Here is a 20,665-nt window from a genome sequence, read left to right on the forward strand (position 1 = left end):
CTTACGCCGGGATGAGCGTCCAGTAGTCGAGGTCGAGCAGCACCCCGGGCGCGTACTTGCCGTCCTCGCCACGCAGGGTCATCGACTCGTCGCGACCCTTGGTGGCTACCAGGCGCAGCCTCAGGGCGCCGACACCTGCGGCGTCGGTCTCCCCAGAATCAAGCACAGTGCGGTCGAGGACCTCGGACCAGGCGTAGACGGTGTCACCGGCGAAGGCCGGGGAGGTGTGGGCGCCGGCGTTGATCGCGGCGACGAGCTGAGCGTTGGCGAGACCGTTGAACGACAGCGCACGGGCCAGCGAGATGATGTGGCCGCCGTAGACGAGGTTGCGGCCGTCGGGCCGCGCCTCGACGTTGAAGTGCACCTTCGCGGTGTTCTGCCACAGACGGGTGGCCTGCTGGTGCTCGGAGGCGGTCAGGGTGACGCCGTCGACGTGGTCGATCTTCTCGCCGACCTCGTAGTCGGCGAGCCGGTGCGGCTCACCGGCGGCGGTGAAGTCGTAGGAGGAGAAGTCCAGGCCCTTGGGCACGATCAGGTTCTTGGCGTCGACCGCCTTCGCCAGCTCCGGGATCACGGTCTCGGGCGCGGCGGTTCCCTCGGGGTCTGAACGCAGTGGCCCCGAGCCTGTCGAGACCCGCTTGTGCACCATCACCCAGCGCGCCCAGTCGATGACGACCTCGCCACGCTGGTTGGTGGCGGTGGAGCGTACGTAGACGACGCCGGACCTGCCGTTGGAGTTCTGCTTGAGACCGATGACCTCGGACCTCGTCGAGAGGGTGTCGCCCGGCACCACCGGCTGGTGGAAGCGGCACTCGGCGTAGCCGAGGTTGGCGACGGCGTTCAGGGATACGTCCGGGACGGTCTTGCCGAAGGCGATGTGGAAGCCGATCAGCTCCTCGACGGGGTGCTGCTCCAGCCCGACGGAGGCCGCGAACGCAGCGCTCGAGGGCAACGCGAAGCGAGTCGGGTAGAGCGAACCGTACGCAGCCCGGTCGCCCTCGGTCACCGTGCGCGGCGTGGCGTGCTCGATGACCTGGCCGACCTGGAAGTCCTCGAAGAAGTTGCCGGGGTTCGTCTTGCTCATCTGCGGCCTCTCGTCCGTGAGTCTGCGTGGATTACCGGACAGTAACCTAGTTCAGACGATCCCATGGAGACGTTCCGGGATGCGTAGCAGCGGCTGGTTGCGGAGGTTGTCGATGTGGCCCGGACCGACGGCTCGGTGCACCCCGCCGTCCTCGCGGACCAGCTTGGCCGTCAGGACCGAGGTCGGGTCGAACACCTCGAGATCGGTGCCCACCGAGGCGGTCGCCTTGGTCAGCAGATCGGCGAGATCGTCGCCGGAACGTCCCCAGGAGCTGCCCTTCCCGCGGCCCACCGACTTGGCGAGCTGGTTGCGTCGGTCGGCCTGCCGTCGCAACAGGTCCACGTCGGCGAACTTCATGTGGAGCATGAACAGCCCCGCATCGGGAACGTACGGCGCCTCGATCCCATGGGAGGCGTTCGTCCAGGCTGCCGGCACCCGTTTGACCGACGGCTTGCACATCAACGGCGCGAACTGGGCGAACGCCCGCTGGCCGACGATCGGCTTGCCGCTGATCATCGGCCCCTCGACCGCGGTGTGGTGGACGATGTTGAGGGCGAGGGGAGCGATCACCTGGTCGGGACGCCTGGACAGGTAGTCAGACAGGCCGGCGTACCTCGCCGGGTCGGGGACGAGGAACTCGTCGACGTCGGTGAAGATGACCACGTCGTAGACGCCGAGCAGGCCGTGGGCCACCCCGCTGGCCAGGCCCATCCGGCCGGACTCGAAGCTGCCCTTGCGGAAGCCTGGCAGGCGCTGGACCGTGCATCCGAGGTCGTCGGTGGAACCGTCGGTCGAACCGTCGTCGAAGACGATCAGGTTCTCGTGACCCGCGGCTCGGCCGTAGTGGTCGACCCAGCGGGTGAGCATCTCGCCCTCGTCGCGGGCGATCGTGAGCACCGCGACCAGCGGCGGCGTAGCCGTGGCCGCGGTCTCGCGTGCCTCATCGGCGAGACTGCGCCGTCGGCGCAGGCTCCAACTGCTTGACAAAGAATCCCCCGATTGTGAATGCGGCCCTACGTGCGGACCAGCTCCTCTCGCCGGACGGACCACTCCACGAGGTCGGCCAGGGCGGAGACGGCGCGCGCCGGAGCCTTGCGGCCCTCCCCCGGGTCGACGGCTTCACCAGGGATGGTCGGGTCGGCGAGCTTCTTGTTGAGATCCGTACGCAGCGAAGCTGAGGTCGCCACGGCGGCGTCTCGGACCTGTTTGTCGGTGACCTTGCGCGGGTCGATCCCGCCTACGTCCACAGGGGCCAGGTCGTCGAGATCCCCGTGGATGGTCGCGTCCAGACCGCGCAGCTCGGCTGCCTGGTCGCGAGTGAACGATTGTGTCCAGCGTGGCGCCTGGAGCCCGATGCGCGGGTCGTCGACCGTCAGCGCCGGCATGAGGCGCTTGCCGAGGGTGTGCTTGCGCAGACCCATGGCCGCCGGATAGGCCAGGCCGCGCTCCTTCAGCTCTGCGTTGAGCCCTCGCAGCACCTCGACGGTGGCGGCGCCGAGGGAGGTGTTCTTCGGCGGCGGGCTCTGCATCCCCTCCGGGTCGAAGCCCATCGCCGCACCGAAGCGCTCCAGCAGCAACGTCGCCGGGCTGCCCGGGGGCGGCACCGTGACCAGGTGGAGAGGCCCGGCCTGGCTCCAGCGCCTGGCGATGGCGACCATGTCCTGCTCGGACCAGAAACGTCTGCCGGGCTTGGTGTGGCGGCGTTCGGGCGAGCCGGGCCGGCTCCTGTTGACCGCGGTGAGGAACTCGCCCCAGGTCCAGTCCATGCCGTTCTGGATGAGCTCCTGCCACATCGACGGGATCTGCCGGTTGATGTCACGCAGCGAGAGCACGATCTCGGGGGTCACCCCGTCGAAGCTCGACGCCACCCGCTCGACCGTCTCCGGGCCGACCGGCGCGAGCAGCTCGACGGAGACCAACGCCGTCCCGTCCCACGCGTCGACCTCGGCGACCAGACGATCCCAGGCACCGGTGACCGGGTCGCCCTGGGGGTGCTTCCGGTGTCCCTTCACATCGAGAACGGCCTCGATCTGATGACGCCAGCGCGTGCCGGGGACCAGGAATCCACGCTCGGCGAGGCGGGCCTTGTTCTTGTACAAGGCACCCTGCAGATACGTCGTCCCGGACTTCATCGCCCCGACATGGAGCACTACGCGGCGCGCCAATGTTCAATACCTCTCGACCAGACTGACCCATCGGGCCCAGCAGATCGGGCCCAGCAAATTTGGCTCAGTCTAGAGCCAGATCTCAGGAGCCGCCGCCACCGGCCTTGCGGCGGTGCATCTTCGGCGCGCCACCGACGACCTCGGAGCCGTGTGCCTTCTCCTTGGTGCCGGCGCTCTCCGCGTGTGCGTGGTCGTGGTTGTTCTTCTTCTCCAGCGCTTCGCGCATCTTGGCTTTGAGATCGTCGTTGGCCATCGCTCCCCCTACATGGGTTGCTGAGTCATTGGTCGGGCAACGACCAACCTACGGCAACGACCCTGCCGAGACCATCGGTTTCGGCAGGGCCGTCGACAGGGTCAGCTCTTGTAGTCCTTGAGAAGCGAACGGCCGATGATCATCTTCTGGATGTCGCTGGTGCCCTCGCCGATGAGCATGAACTTGACCTCGCGCATGATCCGCTCGATCTCGTACTCCTTGGAGTAGCCGTAGCCGCCGTGGATCCGGAAGGAGTCCTCGACGACCTCGTTGGCGTACTCCGAGGCGACCATCTTGGCCATGCCGGCCTCGACGTCCATCCGCTTGCCGGTGTCCTTCAGACGCGCGGCGCGGACCATCATGTTGTGGGAGGCCTCGACCTTGGTGCCCATCTCGGCGAGACGGAACAGGATGGCTTGGTGCTCGGCGATCTTCTTGCCGAAGGTCTGGCGCTGCTGGGAGTAGGCGATGCCGAGCTCGAAGCCACGGATCGCGAGGCCACAGGCGCGGGCGGCGACGTTGACCCGGCCGACCTCGACACCGTCCATCATCTGGAAGAAGCCCTTGCCGGGCGCCCCGCCGAGGATCTGGTCGGCCGAGATCTTGTGCCCCTCGAAGATCATCTCGGTCGTGTCGATGCCCTTATAGCCCATCTTGTCGATCTTGCCGGGCACCGTGACGCCCTGGGCGGTCTCGCCGAAGCCCGGGGTCTTCTCCACCAGGAAGGTGGTCATGTTCTTGTAGACGCTCTCGGCGCCCTCGTCGGTCTTGGTCAGGACCGCGACCAGCGTGGAGGAGCCACCGTTGGTCAGCCACATCTTCTGACCGGTGATCTCATACGACCCGTCGGCCTGCTTGGTCGCCTTGGTCGACACCGCGGACACGTCCGAGCCCAGACCCGGCTCGGACATCGAGAACGCGCCGCGTACCTCACCGGTCGCCATCTTCGGCAGGTACTTCTGCTTCTGCTCCTCGGTGCCGTGCTGCATCAGCATGTAGGCCACGATGAAGTGGGTGTTGATCACACCCGAGACCGACATCCAGCCGCGCGCGATCTCCTCGACGCACAGCGCGTACGTCAGCAGCGACTCACCCAGCCCGCCGTACTCCTCCGGGATCATCAGACCGAAGATGCCCAGCTCCTTGAGCCCCTCCACGATGTCGGTCGGGTACTCGTCGGCGTGCTCCAGCTCCTGGGCCACCGGGATGACCTTCTCGTCCACGAACTGGCGGACGGTCTTCAGGATCTCTTCCTGAATGTCGGTGAGACCCTCGGTCTCGGCAAGGCGACCCATGCTTCACTCCTAAACTCGGTGGTCGGGCCACAACGTTTCAGACCCGTCGAGACCACGCTGACGTCACTGCGGCAGGTTACCAATCAGTAACCGTCAGCGACAGGTGACACCCGCCACACCGTGATCCTACGACGCTCAGCTCCGCCGTCCGACAGCTGAGAAGACCGGCGCGAGCATCTTGTCGTACGACGCCTTGCTGACGCTCACGTAGCCCGATCGCTTCCCGGTGCCGGCCAAGCCCGACATCTGGGTGCTGGAGCTGAAGGCGAGGGTCGGGGTGGCGCCGGTCCGGCTGACCAGCAGGACGGTCGCTCGCAGGCCGGCGCGGCCATAGCCGCGCGGACGCGGCACCGCCCAGGTGTCCTCGTTGACGTCCTTGCCGAGGACCCGCTGCAGCGATCGCATCTCCGCGGTCGTGGCCTTCTCCGCGGTGACGACCCGGACCCGCACGCCGCGCGTCTCCGCCCGTTTCAGCGCCCGGACGACCCTGCCGTTGGTCAGGGTACGGGTGGCCAGGTGCACGACGTGACCGCGCTTGGCGCTGTTGATGGCCTTCAGCACCGTACGCAGCACGCTCTGCTCCTCGGCGACGCTCATCCCCGGGTCGGTGACCACGACACCCGGCCCGAACCTGACCCGGGCGGAGCTCGCCGTCGAGGTGACCGGCAGCGGCGAGAAGTCGACGCTGACCGCGTTGTGGTCCGACTCGAGCCCGAAGGCGCGCTGGTTGCCCGTAGCGAAGCGCGCGGTCCCGCGGGCGAGCACGTAGTCGATCGTCGACGCCCGACCGTGCGTGACCGGCGCCTGCTGCGTGACGTCGTAGGTCGGGACCAGGTGCTTGGCGGCGAAGATGTCGCGCGGGTAGCGCGAGCCGTCGTACTGCACGTTCAGGTCACCGCCGACCATCACCGGCCCGCGTCCGGCCAACGCCTTGACGAGCACGTTCAGCGCGCGGGCGGAGGGACGGACCAGGTCGCCGTAGTACTTGGACTTGGGCGCGAAGTGCACCGCGACCAAGGAGACGTTCCGGCCGGTCGCCCGGTTCTCGAGGGTGACCCAGTTGGCGTACCTGACCCCCCAGTGCAGCCGCTGGTCGGCGGGCTTGCCGCGCTTGTTGCTGATCTGGTGGATGCCTTTAGAGGTCGCGGCCCATCTGTCGTTGTCCCAGGCCACCGCCGTCGCGGACCGGTAGGGGTCGCCGCCCTTGCGCCACACGCGGTAGCGCCCCGGCTCGAGATCCGCGGTCCGCCGACCGTTCACCTCGTTGTAGGTGACGAAGTCGGGCGCGGTTCCGACGATCTCGCGGACGTCCTTCTTGAACCTCGCCGTCCCCATGCTCGCCCTGAGGTTCGCCTGGACCATCCGATAGCGCGGCGGCGAGTAGGCGACGGCCTGCAGGTCCGTCTCGGACGGGACCGGCGAGTCGTGCACGGCGACGAGCGCCCCGCCGAGGAGACCGATGACGAGACCCGTGGAGAGCAGGGCCTTGGCCGCCCGACCTCCGCGAGACCTGGCTCGAGGTTGTGTACGCATCCGTCCGGGCCCCTCTCCCAACAGTGGTGACCGATCACACTGGTCACTTGGAAAACTTTTGTAACACAGGCCTCAGCCAGATCCCGGGTCCCGTTCCGGAGCGAGTTCGGATAGATCATCGAATTCACCTCCCGCGCCACCGGCTGAGCGTCGAAGCGATCGGCTGGGGCTGATGTCATAACGTGGGCCCGTGAGCAACTCGCCCAACCGCGTCTACGCGGCACGCCTGGTCGGCCTTCCGATCTTCGACCCGCTCGGCGAGCAGGTCGGCAAGGTGCGAGATCTCGTGGTCACGGTCCGGACCGACGCTCGGCAGCCGCGCGTGCTGGGCCTGGTCGTCGAGGTCTTCGGGCGTAGGCGCATCTTCGTGCCGATGACCCGGGTGACCAGCGTCGACTCCGGGCAGGTCTACACGACCGGCCTGCTCAACATGCGCCGTTTCCAGCCGCGCTCGACCGAGACTCTGGTGATCGGCCAGATGTTCGACCGGCAGGTCACGATCCGCTCCACCGGGGTGACCGGCACGGTCTACGACGTCGGCATGGAGCAGGCGCGCAACCGAGACTGGCTGCTCTCCCGGGTCGCCGTGCAGGAGCCGTCCAAGGGGCTTCGCCGCCGCGGCCAGACCCACGTGGTCGAGTGGGACGACGTCGAGGGACTGGCCCGCCGCTCCCCCACCCAGGCCGCGACCCACCTGGTCCAGGCGATCCACGAGATGCGTCCGGCCGACGCCGCGACGATGATCCACGAGCTCCCGCCGGAGCGCCAGCGGCAGGTCGTCGCCGCGCTGGACGACGAGCGCCTCGCCGAGGTGCTCGAGGAGCTCCCCGAGGACGACCAGGTCGCCATCGTGCGGGCCCTCGACTCCGAGCGTGCCGCCGACGTGCTCGAGGAGATGTCACCCGACGACGCCGCCGACCTCATCGCCGAGCTTCCCGAGGAGACCGCCACCCTGCTGCTCGACCTGATGCGGCCCGAGGATGCCAAGGACGTCCTCCGGCTGATGTCCTACGAGGAGGACACGGCCGGCTCGATGATGACCCCGGAGCCGGTCATCGTCGGGCCCGACGCGACCATCGCCGACGCGCTCGCCCTGGTCCGCAACCCCGACCTCACCCCGGCCCAGGCCGCTCTGGTCTACGTCTGCCGTCCCCCGCTGGAGACACCGACGGGCAAGTTCCTCGGGATCGCCCACATCCAGCGACTGCTGCGCGAGCCACCCTCGACGCTCGTCGCGGGCGCGCTAGACGACTCGCTGGAGCCGCTACGTCCCGAGGACAGCACCGAGCAGGTCGCGGCCCACCTTGCGACGTACAACCTGGTCGCCGCCCCTGTCGTCGACGAGAACGGTCACCTCGCCGGCGCGGTGACCGTCGACGACCTGCTCGACCACCTGCTTCCGGAGAACTGGCGCGAGAACCTCGCCCGCCAGGAGTCCGCGACCGAGCCTCGACCCGACACCCGGCCCGACACCCGTCCGAACAAGGTGATCACCTCCGAGATGGTGCGCCGTGGCTGACACCCGCACCGCTCGCGGCCGCCTCGACACCCCGCGCGAGCTGCGCCGCCCCCTCGTCAAGCGGCCCACCCTCCGGGCCGACGCGTTCGGCTCATTCGCCGAGGCCTTCGCCCGTTACATGGGCACCGCCAGGTTCATCGCCTGGATGACGATCATCGTGCTCATCTGGGTCGCCTGGAACACGCTGGCGCCGACCGAGTGGCGCTTCGACACCTTCCCGTTCATCTTCCTGACCCTCGCGCTGAGCCTGCAGGCCTCGTACGCCGCCCCGCTGATCCTGCTCGCGCAGAACCGCCAGGAAGACCGTGACCGCGCGATCAACGAGCAGGACCGCCGCATCGCCACCCAGTCGAAGGCCGACATGGAGTTCCTCGCCCGCGAGACCGCCTCCCTCCGGATGGCCCTCGGCGAGGTCGCCACCCGCGACTACCTCCGCTCCGAGCTCCGCCTGCTCCTGGAGGAGCTGGAAGAGCGCGACCGGCTCCGGGACGACCAATCGCCTGAGTGACCTCAGACGCGGTCGATGACTGTCGGCGTCATCGGGACTGATCGGGGCTCGGTGTGGCCAGGGTGGCTGCGTACGTCTTGGGGCAGGTGCCGCCCGAGCAGCTGCGGTACTTCGCCTCGAGCGTCTTCAGCTGGGCCACGACCTTGGCGTAGCGCGGGTCTCGGGCCAGGTTGCGGGTCTCGTACGGATCGACGGCGCGGTCGTAGAGGACGGGCACACCGGTCGCGGTGACGGTGATATAGGTGTAGCGCCCGTAGCGGATACCGCGATACTTGCTGGCGGTGCCACCCTCGGTCGGCCAGGCGGCGACCGGGATCGGCCGGTGGAGCGTCTTGCCCGCCTTCACGCTCGAGGCGAGCACGCGGGTGATGTCGACACCGTCCTGGGCCCGCCCCGGCGTCGCCCGCCCGAGCGCGGCGACCGTGGTGGCGATGTCCGGGTTGCCGACCGCGGAGCCGACCTTCTTGTTCCTCGGGATCCCGGGGCCGACAATGATCAGCGGGATCCGCGAGGCCTGCGAGGACTCCCACAGCTTCCCCAGGCGGTTGTGATGGCCGGTGGTGTAGCCGTTGTCTCCGGAGAAGATGATGACGGTACGCCGGTACTGCCCGCTGCTCTTCAGATGCGCCACCGTCTTGGCGACCGCCCGGTCGACCGACTGCGCCGCCTCGATCCGCTGCTGGTAGACGTAGCGCATGACCCGCTTCTGGGCTGCCGTGTAGGGCTTCCCGGCCGTGACCTGGCCCGGTCCGGCGTAGAACATGTCCGGAGTCCTGGGCAGCTCGAGGCCGCGGAAGCGTCCCTTGTCCGCGGCCATCGGCCTGGTGTTCTCCAGCCACAGCGAGGGCCGGCCGGGATAACGCCTCTTCGGGTCGCTGGCCTCGACCGGGCCACCCGCATGCGGCGCCACGTAGTTGACCCACAGGAGCCATGGCTTCCTGCCACCGACGTTGGTCCCGGCCCTCTTGATCATCTTGACCGAGCGGTTCTGCAGCGCGACCGAGCTGTAGAGTCCAGGGCTCTGGACGTTGCCGTTGTTGTTGAACTTCGGGCTCAGCAGGTTGTAGGTCGACATGTCGATCGTCGCCTGCCAGTCGTCCCAGCCCGGCTCGCCACCCGAGCTGCGCTCGGGACCCTTGCCGTAGCCGTTGAGATACTTCCCGAGGAACATCGTCCGGTAGCCGGCCCTGTCCATCCAGACCGGAAGCGTGTTCCGACGCCCCTTGAAACTTTTGTAGCCGCCGTTGGTCCCCGAGATCGACCAGTTCTTGTGGTTGTGGGCGTACTTGCCGGTCAGCAGGCTCGCCCGCGCCGGCACGCACAACGGCGTCGGCGCCACCGCGTCGGTGAACGTCGTCCCCTGCTGGACCAGCAGCCTCTGCACGTGGGGCATGTGCTTGATGTCGGTGGCCGCGAGGTCGTCGACGTTGATCATCAGCACGCTCGGCCGCCCCGACTCCAACCGACCCGGCAGCGACGCCGCCTCCGCCATGGAGGTCGGCCCGCACAGGACGGCGACGGTGCTCGCCACCGCCACCGTGGCGATCGAGTTCCGGCTCCGCCGGAGCACCCGGCTCAGGGCGCTGCCGGCAAGAGGGGCAGGGCGGGAGGACGGGCTCATGAGACGAGACAAGCGGAGACTCCCGGCAGTACGGCCGCCTCCGCGGCCCAGAACGAAGCAGGAGGAATTTATTGCCCGCGTCGGTATCGGACAATAGCCCATCCGGGCCCCCTGACGAATGGTCCCGATCCGAGCGGTCCCGCGCTTCCACGGATTGGTCGATGCAGGGGTCTTTCAGCGTACGACGTAGGCTTCTTTCTTGTGAGTAGCCCGCTTCTCGACCGCGTCAACGCAGCCCTGGCGACCGTGCAGGACCCGGAGATCAAACGTCCCATCACCGAGCTGGGGATGGTCGACTCCGTATCGATCGACGACGCAGGCGTCGTCAGCGTCAAGGTGCTGCTGACCGTCGCCGGCTGCCCGCTCAAGGACACGATCAACCGCGACACCACCGCAGCGCTGGAGAAGGTCGACGGGATCACCGGCGTCGACCTCGAGCTCGGCGTGATGACCAACGAGCAGCGCACCGAGATGCGCAACGGGCTCACCGGCGGACAGGCGCAGCGGGAGATCCCGTTCGCCCAGCCGGGATCGCTGACCAAGGTCTTCGCGATCGCCTCGGGCAAGGGCGGTGTCGGCAAGTCGTCGGTCACGGTCAACCTGGCCGTCGCGCTGGCCCAGCAGGGGCTCAAGGTCGGCATCGTCGACGCCGACATCTACGGCCACTCCGTGCCCGCCATGTTGGGCGTGGCCGACTCCCGGCCCACCCAGGTCGACGACCTGATCATGCCGGTCCCGACCGCCTCGGGCGTCTCGGTGATCTCGATCGGGATGCTCAAGCCGCGTCGCGACCAGGTCGTCGCCTGGCGTGGACCGATGCTCGACCGGGCCCTGGTCCAGATGCTCTCCGACGTCTACTGGGGCGACCTCGACGCGCTCCTGCTCGACCTTCCTCCCGGCACCGGCGACGTGGCGATCTCGCTGGGCCAGCACCTGCCCAACGCCGAGATCCTCGTGGTCACCACTCCGCAGGAGGCCGCCGCAGAGGTGGCCGAGCGGGCCGGCACGATGGCCGAGATGATGCACCAGCGTGTCGTCGGCGTCGTGGAGAACATGTCCTGGCTCGTCCTGCCCGACGGCTCCCGGATGGAGGTCTTCGGCTCCGGCGGCGGCCAGCGGGTCGCCGACACCCTCTCCCAGCGGTTCGGCTCGAAGGTGCCGCTGCTCGCCCAGATCCCGCTGGAGCAGACCCTGCGCGAGGCAGGCGACGCCGGGAAGCCGATCGTCGAGTCCGACCCGACGGCTGAGTCGGCCAAGGTGCTGGCCGAGATCGCGCGGACGATCTCGGGCCGCGGGCGCGGGCTCGCGGGCATGCAATTGGGCCTCACTCCCACCTCCAAGCTCTGAGCCTGTAGGTTCACCTCCGTGTTCGGCATCGGCTTCGCGGAGCTTGCCGTCATCGTCGTGATCGCCATCCTGGTCTTCGGGCCGGACAAGATCCCCGAGATGGCACGGCAGATCGCCCGCCTCCTCCACCAGGTACGCAACCTGGCCAACAATGCGCGCGACGACCTGCGCGGGGAGCTCGGACCCGCCTACCAGGACCTCGAGCTGCGTGACCTCGACCCCCGTCGCATCGTCAGCAAGCAGATCCAGGAAGCCCTCGCCGAGATCGAGCAGGAGGAGGCCGTCGCCAAGGCGCCCAAGCCCCTGCTGGCCGGCGAGAAGCCGCCCTACGACGACCAGGCGACCTAGCGGTCCACTGGATCCGCTGAGGACCGGTCACTTCCGTTTCCTTTCGTCACAGTAGAACCATTTTGTTACCCGTCGGTTTAGAACCGAACAATTCGGGTATGAGGGGTTCGACTGCGTAGAAAGGAGTTGGCGCCCATGAGCGCTCTACGATCTCGGGACCCCGATCCGCCCGCGGAACCGAATCCGCAACGCCTCACCGAGGTGCCCTTGGCCGATGTCCAGGGGATGCTCGCCTTCGACCTCCAGCCCCGCCTGGACCCACCGCACCCGTGCGACGACGATGCCGACAACGAGTCCGGGGACGCCTCCGTGGACGGCGACATCCCGCCTCCGGTCCCGATCGTCCCGGCCAACGGCCATCTCCGCGGCTGGATCCCGCAGTTCGCCCAGAAGGCCGCCGAGGTCGTCGGCGGCGACCGTCCGGCCAGCCAGCTGGTCCGCTGGACCACCAAGGACGTCCACGCCGAGCTGAGATACCGCGCGAGCCTCACCGCGCGCTCAGGAGCGTACGAGCCTGGTACCGGCCCCAACCAGCCGGTCCGTCCTCGCGTCCACCGCTGCCACGTCTACGAGGTCTCCGACGACATCGTCGAGGCCACCGTCACGATCCGCTTCGGCGCGGGTCTGCGCGCTCTCGCCATCCGCTTCGAGCGCAACGGCGAGAGCTGGATCTGCACGGTGCTCAACTTCGGGAGCTACGACTAGAAAACCGCCGAGTCGGCGCGTCATGACGCGCCGACTCGGCGGGTGCTGTGGCTATCTCAGCCGTTGACGCGGGTGGTGAGCCCGGTCGGGCCGCCGGGGCGGCCGTGGCACTGCTTGAACTTCTTGCCCGAGCCGCAGGGGCAGCTCTCGTTGCGGCCGACCTTGGCGTAGGGGTCGTCGGCGTTGTTGGCAGCGCCCTGTGCCTCGGCCTGACCCCGCTCGTCCGGGCCGGAGAAGGCCAGGTGCTTGGGCGTGACAGGCCGCTGCAGGCCCTTGGCGTGGATCTGCGGCGTGCTGCCGCCGGCGGCGGGGGCAGCGGCCGCCTGGGCCTTGAGAGCGGCGGAGATGTCCTGGAGTCCACCAGTCTGTCCGACACCGACCGGCGGCTCGGCGAGCGCGCCCTCGTGCATCGGACCGGCGTGACGGGTGCCGTCGGGGTGGTAGTGGAACTCGGGCTCGGTCTGTTCGACCTGGACCTCCAGGTTGAACAGGTAGCCGACCGTGGCCTCCTTGATGCCGTCCATCATCGCGGTGAACATGTCGTAACCCTCGCGCTGGTACTCCACCAGCGGGTCGCGCTGCGAGTAGGCGCGCAGCCCGATGCCCTCGCGCAGGTAGTCCATCTCGTAGAGGTGCTCACGCCACTTGCGGTCCAGCACCGAGAGGACGACCTGGCGCTCGACCTCGCGCATGCCCTCGGCGCCGATCTCGTCCTCGCGGCGGTCGTAGGCCTCCTGGGCGTCCTTCTTGAGAACCTCGATCAGCTCCTGGCGGTCGAGGTCGGCCTTGCTGCCGCCGGCGTCCGCGATCAGCTTCTTCGGGTCGACCGAGACCGGCCAGATCTGCTTGATGTCGGTCCAGAGCTGCTCGAGGTCCCACTCCTCGGCGAAGTCCTGGGTCGCTCCGGTGACGACGCCGGTGACGACGTCGTCGATGAAGGTCCGGATCTGCTCCTCGAGGTCGGCGCCCTCGAGCACCTCACGGCGCTCGGCGTAGATCACCTTGCGCTGGCGGTCCATGACGTCGTCGTACTTGAGGACGTTCTTGCGGGACTCGAAGTTCTGGCCCTCGACCTGGGTCTGCGCGTTGGCGATCGACTTGGTCACCGACTTGGCCTCGATGGGCACGTCGTCGGGGATCTTCAGCGTGGTCAGGATGCGGTCGACCCACTCGCCCTTGAACAGGCGCATCAGGTCGTCCTCGAGCGACAGGTAGAAGCGGGACTCGCCCGGGTCACCCTGACGGCCGGAACGACCACGCAGCTGGTTGTCGATGCGTCGGGACTCGTGGCGCTCGGTGCCGAGGACGTAGAGACCACCGAGCCTGGCGACCTCGTCGTGCTCGGCGGCGACCTGCGCCTTGATCCGCTCGACCATCGGCGCCCAGGCCTGCTCGTACGCCTCGGCCGTCTCGCCCGCGGGCTCCAGGCCCTGCTTGCGAAGCTCCTGGTCAGCCAGGAAGTCGACGGAACCACCCAGCATGATGTCGGTGCCTCGGCCGGCCATGTTGGTGGCGACCGTGACCGCGCCCTTGTGACCGGCCATCGCGACGATCTTGGCCTCGTCGGCGTGGTACTTCGCGTTCAGGACGGTGTGCGGGACGCCGCGCTTCTTGAGGATGTTGCCGAGATACTCGGACTTCTCCACCGAGACGGTGCCGACCAGCACCGGCTGGCCCTTCTTGTGGCGCTCGACCAGATCGTCGGCGACGGCCTCGTACTTCGCCTCTTCGGTCCGGTAGACGAGGTCGGGCTGGTCGTTGCGGATCATCGGCTTGTTGGTCGGGATCGGGACCACGCCGAGCTTGTAGATCTTGTCGAACTCCGACTCCTCGGTCATCGCCGTACCGGTCATGCCGGAGAGCTTCTCGTAGAGGCGGAAGTAGTTCTGCAGGGTGATGCTCGCGAGGGTCTGGTACTCCTCGCGGACCTTCACACCCTCCTTGGCCTCGATCGCCTGGTGCAGACCGTCGTTGTAGCGGCGGCCCGCGAGCATGCGGCCGGTGTGCTCGTCGACGATCAGGACCTCGCCGTCGGCGACGACGTACTCCTTGTCGCGGCGGAAGAGCTCCTTGGCCTTGATCGAGTTGTTCATGAACGAGATCAGCGGCGTGTTGACCGCCTCGTAGAGGTTCTCGATGCCGAGGTGGTCCTCCACCTTGGTGATGCCACGCTCGAGGACCGCGATGGTGCGCTTCTTCTCGTCGACCTCGTAGTCGACGTCCTTGCTCAGCGACTTGGCGATGGTGGCGAACTCGTCGTACCACTTCACGTCGTCCTCGGTCGGGCCCGAGATGATCAGCGGCGTGCGGGCCTCGTCGATGAGGATCGAGTCGACCTCGTCGACGATCGCGAAGAAGTGGCCGCGCTGGACCAGGTCCTCCATGGCGGAGGCCATGTTGTCGCGCAGGTAGTCGAAGCCGAACTCGTTGTTGGTGCCGTAGGTGATGTCGCAGCTGTAGGCCTCGCGGCGCTGGGCCGGGGTCATCTGCGGCGTGATCACGCCGACGGAGAGGCCGAGGAAGCCGTAGATTCGGCCCATCATCTCGGCCTGGAACTTGGCCAGGTAGTCGTTGACCGTGACGACGTGGACGCCCTCGCCGGCCAGCGCGTTGAGGTAGGCCGGCAGCACCGCGGTCTGGGTCTTGCCCTCACCGGTCTTCATCTCGGCGATGTTGCCGAGGTGGAGCGCCGCCCCGCCCTGGATCTGGACGTCGTAGTGACGCTGGCCCAGGACGCGCTTGGTGACCTCACGGACGGTGGCGAACGCCTCGGCCATGATGTCGTCGAGGTCCTCGCCGTTCTCCAGGCGTTGCTTGAACTCGTCGGTCATCCCGCGCAGCTCGTCGTCGCTCATCGCGACGAACTCGTCCTCGATCGAGTTGACGGCCTTCGAGATGGCCTCGAGCTCGCGAAGGATCTTACCTTCGCCGAGGCGAAGGATCTTGTCGAGAATTGCCACGGTGGCGGGCTCCTACTAGCGGCAGACAGATAGCACGCTCACTCTACCCACCTGCCGGTCGCCGGCTCACACCAACGGCGCAAGGAGAGGTGTCAGGTCGCCCTTCGGCTCGACGTGGACAGCGCCCAGGCCCAGCCAGCCGGCGAGTCGCTCGAGCTCGGCGGCCAGCTCGATCGCCGTCTCCACCGGCGCGCCGTGCTCCGCGTACGCGCCCTTGACCTGGAGTACTCCGTTCTTGCGATCGGCCTTCAGATCGACGCGGCCGACGATGTGCTCGCCGAGAAGGAACGGCAGCACGTAGTAGCCGTGGATCCGCTTCGCCGCCGGGGTGTAGATCTCGATGCGGTAGAAGAAGTCGAAGTACGCCTCGGCGCGCTCCCGCTCCCACACGACCGGGTCGAACGGACTCAGCAGAGTCCTCGCCGTGATCAGGCGCGGGAGCCTGGCGGCGGTGTGGAGGTAGGACTGTCTGCGTACGCCCTGGACCTGGACCCGCTCCACCTCGCCGGTGTCGATCAGGGTGTCGAGTGCTCGGGTCGTGTCCGCCACCGGCATCCGGTAGTAGTCGGCGATGTCCCTGGCGGTGCCGACTCCGTGGGAGCGGACGGCGCGGCGGACGAGCTCGAGCTGGGCCTCCTCGCGGGTCGGCGTCGGCACATCGAGGTAGACCTTCGGGATGACCCGTTCGGGCAGGTCGTAGGCGACCTCGAACTGGTCGTTCCGCCCGGCGATGGCGAGCTCGCCGAACATGTAGAGGATGTCGAGGGTCTTGCGGGAGTCGGACCAGTTCCAGCCCCAGTGGTCCTTGCTCTGCGGGCCGGCGTCGTCGAGCGACCTGGCCGCCTCACGGGCGGTGAGCGCTCCCTGCTCGGCCACCAGCGCCAGCACCTTCTCCTTCATCCCGTCCGGCACGCTCCCCCACCACTTCGACCCCTTGGTCGCGCGGTAGTCGTCCATCCGCCACTGCATGTGCGGCCAGAGCTCGACCGGCATGAACGCCTGCACGTGAGCCCAGTACTCCACCATCCGACGGTCCCGCCGGCCACTGCTGGCGCGATGCAGGAGCCCGGTGTCGTACGCCCCCATCCGGCTGTAGAGCGGCATGTAGTGCGCGCGCTGCAGGACGTTGACCGAGTCGACCTGGAGGACCCCCGTGCGCTCCAGCGTGCGCTGGAAGGTGCGCATCGTGGGCGTCGTGTGGGGCTTGTCGGCGAACCCCTGTGCCGCCAGCGCGATCCGGCGGGCCTGGGAGCGGCTGAGTGTCTGGGAGCTGGGCACGAGTCCGACTCTAGAGCCGGTTCCGGACAAGTCTCGTCCGGAACCGGCTCCCACCCGCACCCTGATGCGCGACGCTGGAGGCATGTCGACATCAGCTGACGGCCCCGCCTCGACGGGGCACGAGATCGTCGCGGCGCTTGCCGACCGCCTCGAGAAGCTGCCATGGGTGATCGGCCTGTACGTAGCGGGATCGCTCGCCACCCACGACTACGTCGCCGGCGTGAGCGACCTGGACCTGGTCGCGCTCACTGACCGACAGCCGGACGCCGACCTGATCTCGGCCATCCACAGTGAACTCGATGCCGGTGTCGCGGCGGGCGCCGACCTCGGTTGTGCCTATGTCGCCGCCGCCCGGCTAGGCGAGCACGAGGCCGCGCACCCGACCTGGACCCACGGCCGGCTGGTACATCGACCGCTGACCACGATCCCCCGCGTCGAGCTGGCGGTCCACGGCCTGACCGTGTTCGGCGAAGGCGTGCGGACGGCGTTCCCACCGGTCACCGAGGCGGACGTCCGCAAAGCCGCGCGCAGCGAGGTATGCGGCTATTGGGCGACGGCGGTCAGGCACCCTGCCTGGTGGGTCCTCGAGCCCGAGATCGCCGAGCTGAGCCTGACCGCGATGGCCCGAGGCCGTCACGCGGTCGACCAGGGCCGGCTGCTCACCAAGACGGCAGCGATCGAGAAGGCCGACGCGCCGGCCTGGCTCCGTGACCGGCTCCGCGCGCGGCGCCGGGGTGACCCGGCGCCGCTGCCCCGCCTGCGTACGGCCTGGATCGCCTGGAACGATGCCCGCCGGACGGTCGAAGCGCTCGGCCGATGAAAGAAACATTTCTTTCACAGCGGCCCGAAGACCTCGCCGACTTCCGCGTCGAGCGTCAAGGTGTCGAGCACGCTCAGTAGCTTGCGCTCCTCGTAGCGGAAGTGGGACTCCATGATCGCGGAGATGCCCTCGAGGTGCTTCCCGAGGTCCTCGGGGGTGGCGGCCTGGTCGACGGCGGCCTGGAGGCCGCCGAGGAGATAGCCGATCATCGAGTGATCCTGCTCGAGGTAGCGAATCGTCTCGCGCAGCTCGGGATGGGCGCGGTCGATCGCCGGGAAGAGCTCTCGGTCCTCACCCTCGTGATGGCCGGTCAGGGCCTCGCAGAACCCATGACAGAACAGCAGCAGGTCACGGGCCGCGGGTTCGGCAGGGTCTCCCGCGTCGATGGCCTTCTGCGTCACTCGCAGTGCCTTGCGCAGCCGGTCATGGACCCGCCGCATCTCATCTGCCCAGGCGATCAGCCTGGTCTTCTCGCCCTCAGTCACGTGAGGGCGAAGGGGACGACAACATCAGTCGTGCTCCTTCGTGTCCGGCGCCTCCATGCCTGACACGGTCTGTCACCGGCACGCGACGCTGGCGTCAGCCTAGGGCATGTCTGCCCGAAACGCCGCTCGCGGCCGCCGTGTCTTCACCAGACATGCCCTAGCGCTCAGCCCCGGCTCAGTCGACGTTGAGGAGCTTCTGACGCACGGCGTACATGACCGCCTCCATGCGGGAGTGGGCCTGGAGCTTCTCCAGGATGTTGCGGACGTGGTTCTTGACCGTGTTCTCGGAGATGAACAGCCGCTTGGCGATCTCGCGGTTGTTGAGCCCCTTGGCGACCAGGCCGAGGACCTCGAGCTCGCGGTCGGTGAGCTTGGGACCGGGGACCGGGGAGCGGTCAGGCTTCGACATCTGCTTGAACTCCTCCATCAGCTTGACCGCCATGGAGGGACTGATCAGCGACTGCCCGTCGGCGACGACCCGGATCGCCTGGGCGACCTGGTCGATCGAGGAGTCCTTGAGGAGGTAGCCCATCGCGCCGGCCTTCACCGCGTCGTAGAGGTCGGCCTCCTCGTCCGAGACCGTCAGCATGATGATGTGGGCCGAGGGGACGGCGTCCTTGATGGCGACGCAGGCCTCCAGGCCGGTCTGCTTCGGCATGCGTACGTCGAGCAGCACGACGTCCGGAGCGGAAGCCGCGGCGCGCTCGGTGCCCTCGATGCCGTTGGTCGCCTCACCGATGACCTCGATGCCGGGCTCGCTCGCCAGCAGCGCGACCAGTCCCCTTCGAAAGAGTTCCTGGTCGTCGACAACCAGGACGCGGACCGGCTCACGATCGGCACCAGATGTAGATGACACGAATGCATCATGGCATGTATCCCAAGATGACAAAGAGAATGGCCGGGACTGATCCATCTGAGGGATGGAAAAGTCCCGGCCGACGTGCTTGGCCTCGGTGGTCGAGCCTGTCGAGACCTCAGACGAGGTCTGCGCGGTTGAGCGCGATCACCCCGTAGTCGTACCCCCTCCGGCGGTAGACGACCGACGGCCTCGTCGAGTCCTTGTCGATGTAGAGGTAGAAGTCGTGTCCGACCAGCTCCATCTCGTAGAGCGCCTGGTCGAGCGTCATCGGCTCCGCGGTGTGCGACTTCTCGCGGACCACCAGCGGCCCCTCCCCCGTCACCGTGATCGGACCGACCTGGTGCTCGCGGACGGTGTCGTCCTCGAGCTGCTCCGAGTCGTTCACCGAGCCCAGGCCATCGGGCTCGATGCCCGCCAGCGCCTGGCCGACCGACACCGGCGTACGGCGTCCGCGGTGGACTCTGCGGCGGTCGGCGGCACGGCGCATCTGAGATGCCATCTTGTCGACAGCCAGGTCCAGCGCCCCCATCTTGTCCTCGGCACACGCCTCGGCCCGGATGACCGGACCCTTCGAGTGAGCGGTGAGCTCGACGTGTACGGCGCCCTTGTGCTGGCGCGGGTTGGGCTCGTTGTCGACCTCCACGTTGATCCTGATGATGCGGTGGTCGTGCTTCTCGAGCTTCGCGAGCTTCTCGGCTACGTGAGCGCGATAGCGGTCTGAGACCTCAGCGTTGCGGGCCGTGACGACAACTTCCATGGGTACCTCCCGGTGTTTCGGGGTTGGCGGATTCCCGGACGATCAGCGCATGTGACCGCCGGGGTACGGAGCCCGCCTGGCCGACCTGGTCTTCGACCCCACAATCGCCTGCTGAGGCTTAGCAGCTTGGTGCCACTCCACCTTCTCCTTGCCGGTTCCCGTATCTGACAGGAGGGCAAGGGCAGGACTCATCTCTAAGCCGCACCGTGATCCCCTTGCCCCAAAATCTGGGTGCAGAGGGTTACGTGGACCGTTTCGCCTGCGACTGGCATCGGCTTGCCGCTCGGATGCCCGCGATGCGGACTTCTCTGCGACGCAACCACGGACCCAGGCGGACTCCATGTAGTGACGGTAGTTCGCCGATGTGTCCCACGAAAGCCCTTCAACAGAATTACATGACGGTTTCCTGCATTTGAACGCGAGACCGACGCTGGGTGGCCGCCACGGTCGTGATCGCTCTCACGCCGAGCCCGACCGATTCCAGCGCTCGTTGCGCCTCTCGCGCGGTCGCACCGGTGGTGATCACGTCGTCGCAGACGATGAACGTCGCCCGCGGGGTCGTTCTGGCGAGTGTCCGGATGCCGGACGCCGGGCAGGTGATCGAGCCCTCCAGGTTGGCCTGTCGCTGCCGCGAGTCGAGACCGGCCTGGTCCACGACGCCGGGTCTGGTGCGGAGCAGCCGGTGATGCCGTACGCCGAGGCCGTGCCTCCGCAGCACGACGGCTGCTCCGCGCGTGATCGTCGCGGTGCTGTCGAGGCCGCGCTCGCGCACGGAGGCGCGCCGGGAGGGGACCGGGACGAGGATCGTCGGGCCGGCGCCGGTCGCCGCCATCGCCTCGAGGACGGAGAGGGCCAGCAGACCGGACAGGGCCCCGCGGAGCCCGAGGAGCTGATGCTCCTTGAGACCGATGACCAGCTCCTTGAGAGTGCCGTCGTAGGGCCCTGCCGCGAAGACGGGGGCCAGGCCCGGCGGCGCCGGGGTGGGCGGGCTCAGCCGAGCGCCGTCCGGGAGGCCGGCGCGACAGTCGTGGCACAGCAACCTGCCCGGTCGCCGGCAGCCGACACAGCGGCCGCCGACGACCAGGTCGTGCCAGGCGTCGGCGAGACGGTTGCTCATGACCGTCAGTC

Annotated in this window: 19 protein-coding genes; 6 read left to right on the plus strand and 13 right to left on the minus strand. The window is 68.1% G+C overall.

The features are described 5' to 3' along the window. Position 1: 1 nt before the first annotated feature. The 6 genes from BJ988_RS19185 to BJ988_RS19210 all read right to left on the minus strand — a co-directional run bounded on the left by BJ988_RS19185 (position 2) and on the right by BJ988_RS19210 (position 6,330). The gene (locus BJ988_RS19185) at positions 2 to 1,084 is read right to left on the minus strand and encodes a MaoC family dehydratase (protein ID WP_179659534.1); all 1,083 of its coding nucleotides are present in this window, start codon (positions 1,082 to 1,084) and stop codon (positions 2 to 4) included. Positions 1,085 to 1,135: 51 nt separating this feature from the next. Beyond that, entirely contained in the window at positions 1,136 to 2,071 is a 936-nt protein-coding gene (locus BJ988_RS19190) for a glycosyltransferase family 2 protein (RefSeq protein WP_179659535.1), read from the minus strand. Between the two features lie 26 nt (positions 2,072 to 2,097). Then, positions 2,098 to 3,249 carry a hypothetical protein gene (locus tag BJ988_RS19195; protein WP_179659536.1) on the minus strand — a complete coding sequence of 384 codons (1,152 nt, stop codon included), beginning with the start codon at positions 3,247 to 3,249 and terminating at the stop codon, positions 2,098 to 2,100. A gap of 82 nt (positions 3,250 to 3,331) precedes the next feature. Beyond that, complete coding sequence (locus BJ988_RS19200; RefSeq protein WP_179659537.1) at positions 3,332 to 3,502, minus strand: DUF5302 domain-containing protein; 171 nt, start codon at positions 3,500 to 3,502, stop codon at positions 3,332 to 3,334. A gap of 101 nt (positions 3,503 to 3,603) precedes the next feature. After that, positions 3,604 to 4,797, minus strand: a complete 1,194-nt coding sequence (locus BJ988_RS19205; RefSeq protein ID WP_179659538.1) for an acyl-CoA dehydrogenase family protein — start codon at positions 4,795 to 4,797, stop codon at positions 3,604 to 3,606. Between the two features lie 135 nt (positions 4,798 to 4,932). Beyond that, positions 4,933 to 6,330, minus strand: coding sequence for an endonuclease/exonuclease/phosphatase family protein (locus BJ988_RS19210; RefSeq protein ID WP_179659539.1), 1,398 nt, complete (start codon positions 6,328 to 6,330; stop codon positions 4,933 to 4,935). 190 nt (positions 6,331 to 6,520) lie between these two features. Here BJ988_RS19210 and BJ988_RS19215 point away from each other — a divergent pair, with 190 nt between their 5' ends. Then, positions 6,521 to 7,849, plus strand: a complete 1,329-nt coding sequence (locus BJ988_RS19215; protein ID WP_179659540.1) for a magnesium transporter MgtE N-terminal domain-containing protein — start codon at positions 6,521 to 6,523, stop codon at positions 7,847 to 7,849. Beyond that, a complete protein-coding gene (locus BJ988_RS19220) occupies positions 7,842 to 8,357 on the plus strand; it encodes a DUF1003 domain-containing protein (RefSeq protein ID WP_179659541.1) in 516 nt (171 codons plus the stop codon). The genes BJ988_RS19215 and BJ988_RS19220 overlap by 8 nt, the downstream gene beginning before the upstream one ends. Positions 8,358 to 8,385: 28 nt before the next feature. On the opposite strand, the gene BJ988_RS19225 is transcribed toward BJ988_RS19220, so the two are convergent. Then, positions 8,386 to 9,978 carry a sulfatase-like hydrolase/transferase gene (locus BJ988_RS19225; protein WP_179659542.1) on the minus strand — a complete coding sequence of 531 codons (1,593 nt, stop codon included), beginning with the start codon at positions 9,976 to 9,978 and terminating at the stop codon, positions 8,386 to 8,388. 201 nt (positions 9,979 to 10,179) lie between these two features. Between BJ988_RS19225 and BJ988_RS19230 the strand changes: the two genes are divergently transcribed. The 3 genes from BJ988_RS19230 to BJ988_RS19240 all read left to right on the plus strand — a co-directional run bounded on the left by BJ988_RS19230 (position 10,180) and on the right by BJ988_RS19240 (position 12,378). Then, entirely contained in the window at positions 10,180 to 11,325 is a 1,146-nt protein-coding gene (locus tag BJ988_RS19230) for a P-loop NTPase (RefSeq protein WP_179659543.1), read from the plus strand. 18 nt (positions 11,326 to 11,343) lie between these two features. Beyond that, entirely contained in the window at positions 11,344 to 11,673 is a 330-nt protein-coding gene (locus BJ988_RS19235) for a sec-independent translocase (protein WP_179659544.1), read from the plus strand. A gap of 135 nt (positions 11,674 to 11,808) precedes the next feature. Further along, positions 11,809 to 12,378 (plus strand): Rv3235 family protein, encoded by a 570-nt coding sequence (locus BJ988_RS19240; protein ID WP_179659545.1) that lies wholly within the window; start codon positions 11,809 to 11,811, stop codon positions 12,376 to 12,378. A gap of 56 nt (positions 12,379 to 12,434) precedes the next feature. Here the strand turns inward: BJ988_RS19240 and secA are convergent, their stop codons facing one another. Further along, positions 12,435 to 15,338 (minus strand): preprotein translocase subunit SecA, encoded by a 2,904-nt coding sequence (secA, locus tag BJ988_RS19245; RefSeq protein WP_179659546.1) that lies wholly within the window; start codon positions 15,336 to 15,338, stop codon positions 12,435 to 12,437. A 66-nt stretch (positions 15,339 to 15,404) separates the two neighbouring features. After that, on the minus strand, positions 15,405 to 16,616 hold the full coding sequence (locus BJ988_RS19250) for a winged helix-turn-helix domain-containing protein (RefSeq protein ID WP_343051689.1): 1,212 nt from the start codon (positions 16,614 to 16,616) through the stop codon (positions 15,405 to 15,407). An 82-nt stretch (positions 16,617 to 16,698) separates the two neighbouring features. On the opposite strand from BJ988_RS19250, the gene BJ988_RS19255 reads away from it, so the two are divergent. Beyond that, positions 16,699 to 17,436, plus strand: coding sequence for a hypothetical protein (locus BJ988_RS19255; protein ID WP_246321524.1), 738 nt, complete (start codon positions 16,699 to 16,701; stop codon positions 17,434 to 17,436). A 14-nt stretch (positions 17,437 to 17,450) separates the two neighbouring features. Here BJ988_RS19255 and BJ988_RS19260 read toward each other — a convergent pair whose 3' ends face one another. The 4 genes from BJ988_RS19260 to BJ988_RS19275 form a co-directional block, all read right to left on the minus strand. Beyond that, the gene (locus BJ988_RS19260; RefSeq protein WP_179659548.1) at positions 17,451 to 17,921 is read right to left on the minus strand and encodes a hemerythrin domain-containing protein; all 471 of its coding nucleotides are present in this window, start codon (positions 17,919 to 17,921) and stop codon (positions 17,451 to 17,453) included. A gap of 175 nt (positions 17,922 to 18,096) precedes the next feature. Next, on the minus strand, positions 18,097 to 18,777 hold the full coding sequence (locus BJ988_RS19265; protein WP_179659549.1) for a response regulator: 681 nt from the start codon (positions 18,775 to 18,777) through the stop codon (positions 18,097 to 18,099). Positions 18,778 to 18,895: 118 nt separating this feature from the next. Next, entirely contained in the window at positions 18,896 to 19,537 is a 642-nt protein-coding gene (gene hpf / locus BJ988_RS19270) for a ribosome hibernation-promoting factor, HPF/YfiA family (RefSeq protein WP_179659550.1), read from the minus strand. Positions 19,538 to 19,928: 391 nt separating this feature from the next. Then, positions 19,929 to 20,654: a ComF family protein gene (locus tag BJ988_RS19275; protein ID WP_179659551.1), complete on the minus strand. Its 726-nt coding sequence runs from the start codon at positions 20,652 to 20,654 to the stop codon at positions 19,929 to 19,931. Positions 20,655 to 20,665 lie beyond the last annotated feature (11 nt).

The sequence above is a fragment of the Nocardioides panzhihuensis genome (assembly GCF_013408335.1).
Taxonomy (GTDB): domain Bacteria; phylum Actinomycetota; class Actinomycetes; order Propionibacteriales; family Nocardioidaceae; genus Nocardioides; species Nocardioides panzhihuensis.

What these genes read in the sequence shown, in the direction of transcription:
- BJ988_RS19185 (WP_179659534.1), bottom strand. Translation starts at nt 1,084, where the DNA reads ATGAGCAAGACGAACCCCGGCAACTTCTTCGAGGACTTCCAGGTCGGC.
- BJ988_RS19200 (WP_179659537.1), bottom strand. Translation starts at nt 3,502, where the DNA reads ATGGCCAACGACGATCTCAAAGCCAAGATGCGCGAAGCGCTGGAGAAG.
- BJ988_RS19205 (WP_179659538.1), bottom strand. Translation starts at nt 4,797, where the DNA reads ATGGGTCGCCTTGCCGAGACCGAGGGTCTCACCGACATTCAGGAAGAG.
- BJ988_RS19210 (WP_179659539.1), bottom strand. Translation starts at nt 6,330, where the DNA reads ATGCGTACACAACCTCGAGCCAGGTCTCGCGGAGGTCGGGCGGCCAAG.
- BJ988_RS19225 (WP_179659542.1), bottom strand. Translation starts at nt 9,978, where the DNA reads ATGAGCCCGTCCTCCCGCCCTGCCCCTCTTGCCGGCAGCGCCCTGAGC.
- BJ988_RS19240 (WP_179659545.1), top strand. Translation starts at nt 11,809, where the DNA reads ATGAGCGCTCTACGATCTCGGGACCCCGATCCGCCCGCGGAACCGAAT.
- BJ988_RS19255 (WP_246321524.1), top strand. Translation starts at nt 16,699, where the DNA reads ATGTCGACATCAGCTGACGGCCCCGCCTCGACGGGGCACGAGATCGTC.
- hpf (WP_179659550.1), bottom strand. Translation starts at nt 19,537, where the DNA reads ATGGAAGTTGTCGTCACGGCCCGCAACGCTGAGGTCTCAGACCGCTAT.
- BJ988_RS19275 (WP_179659551.1), bottom strand. Translation starts at nt 20,654, where the DNA reads ATGAGCAACCGTCTCGCCGACGCCTGGCACGACCTGGTCGTCGGCGGC.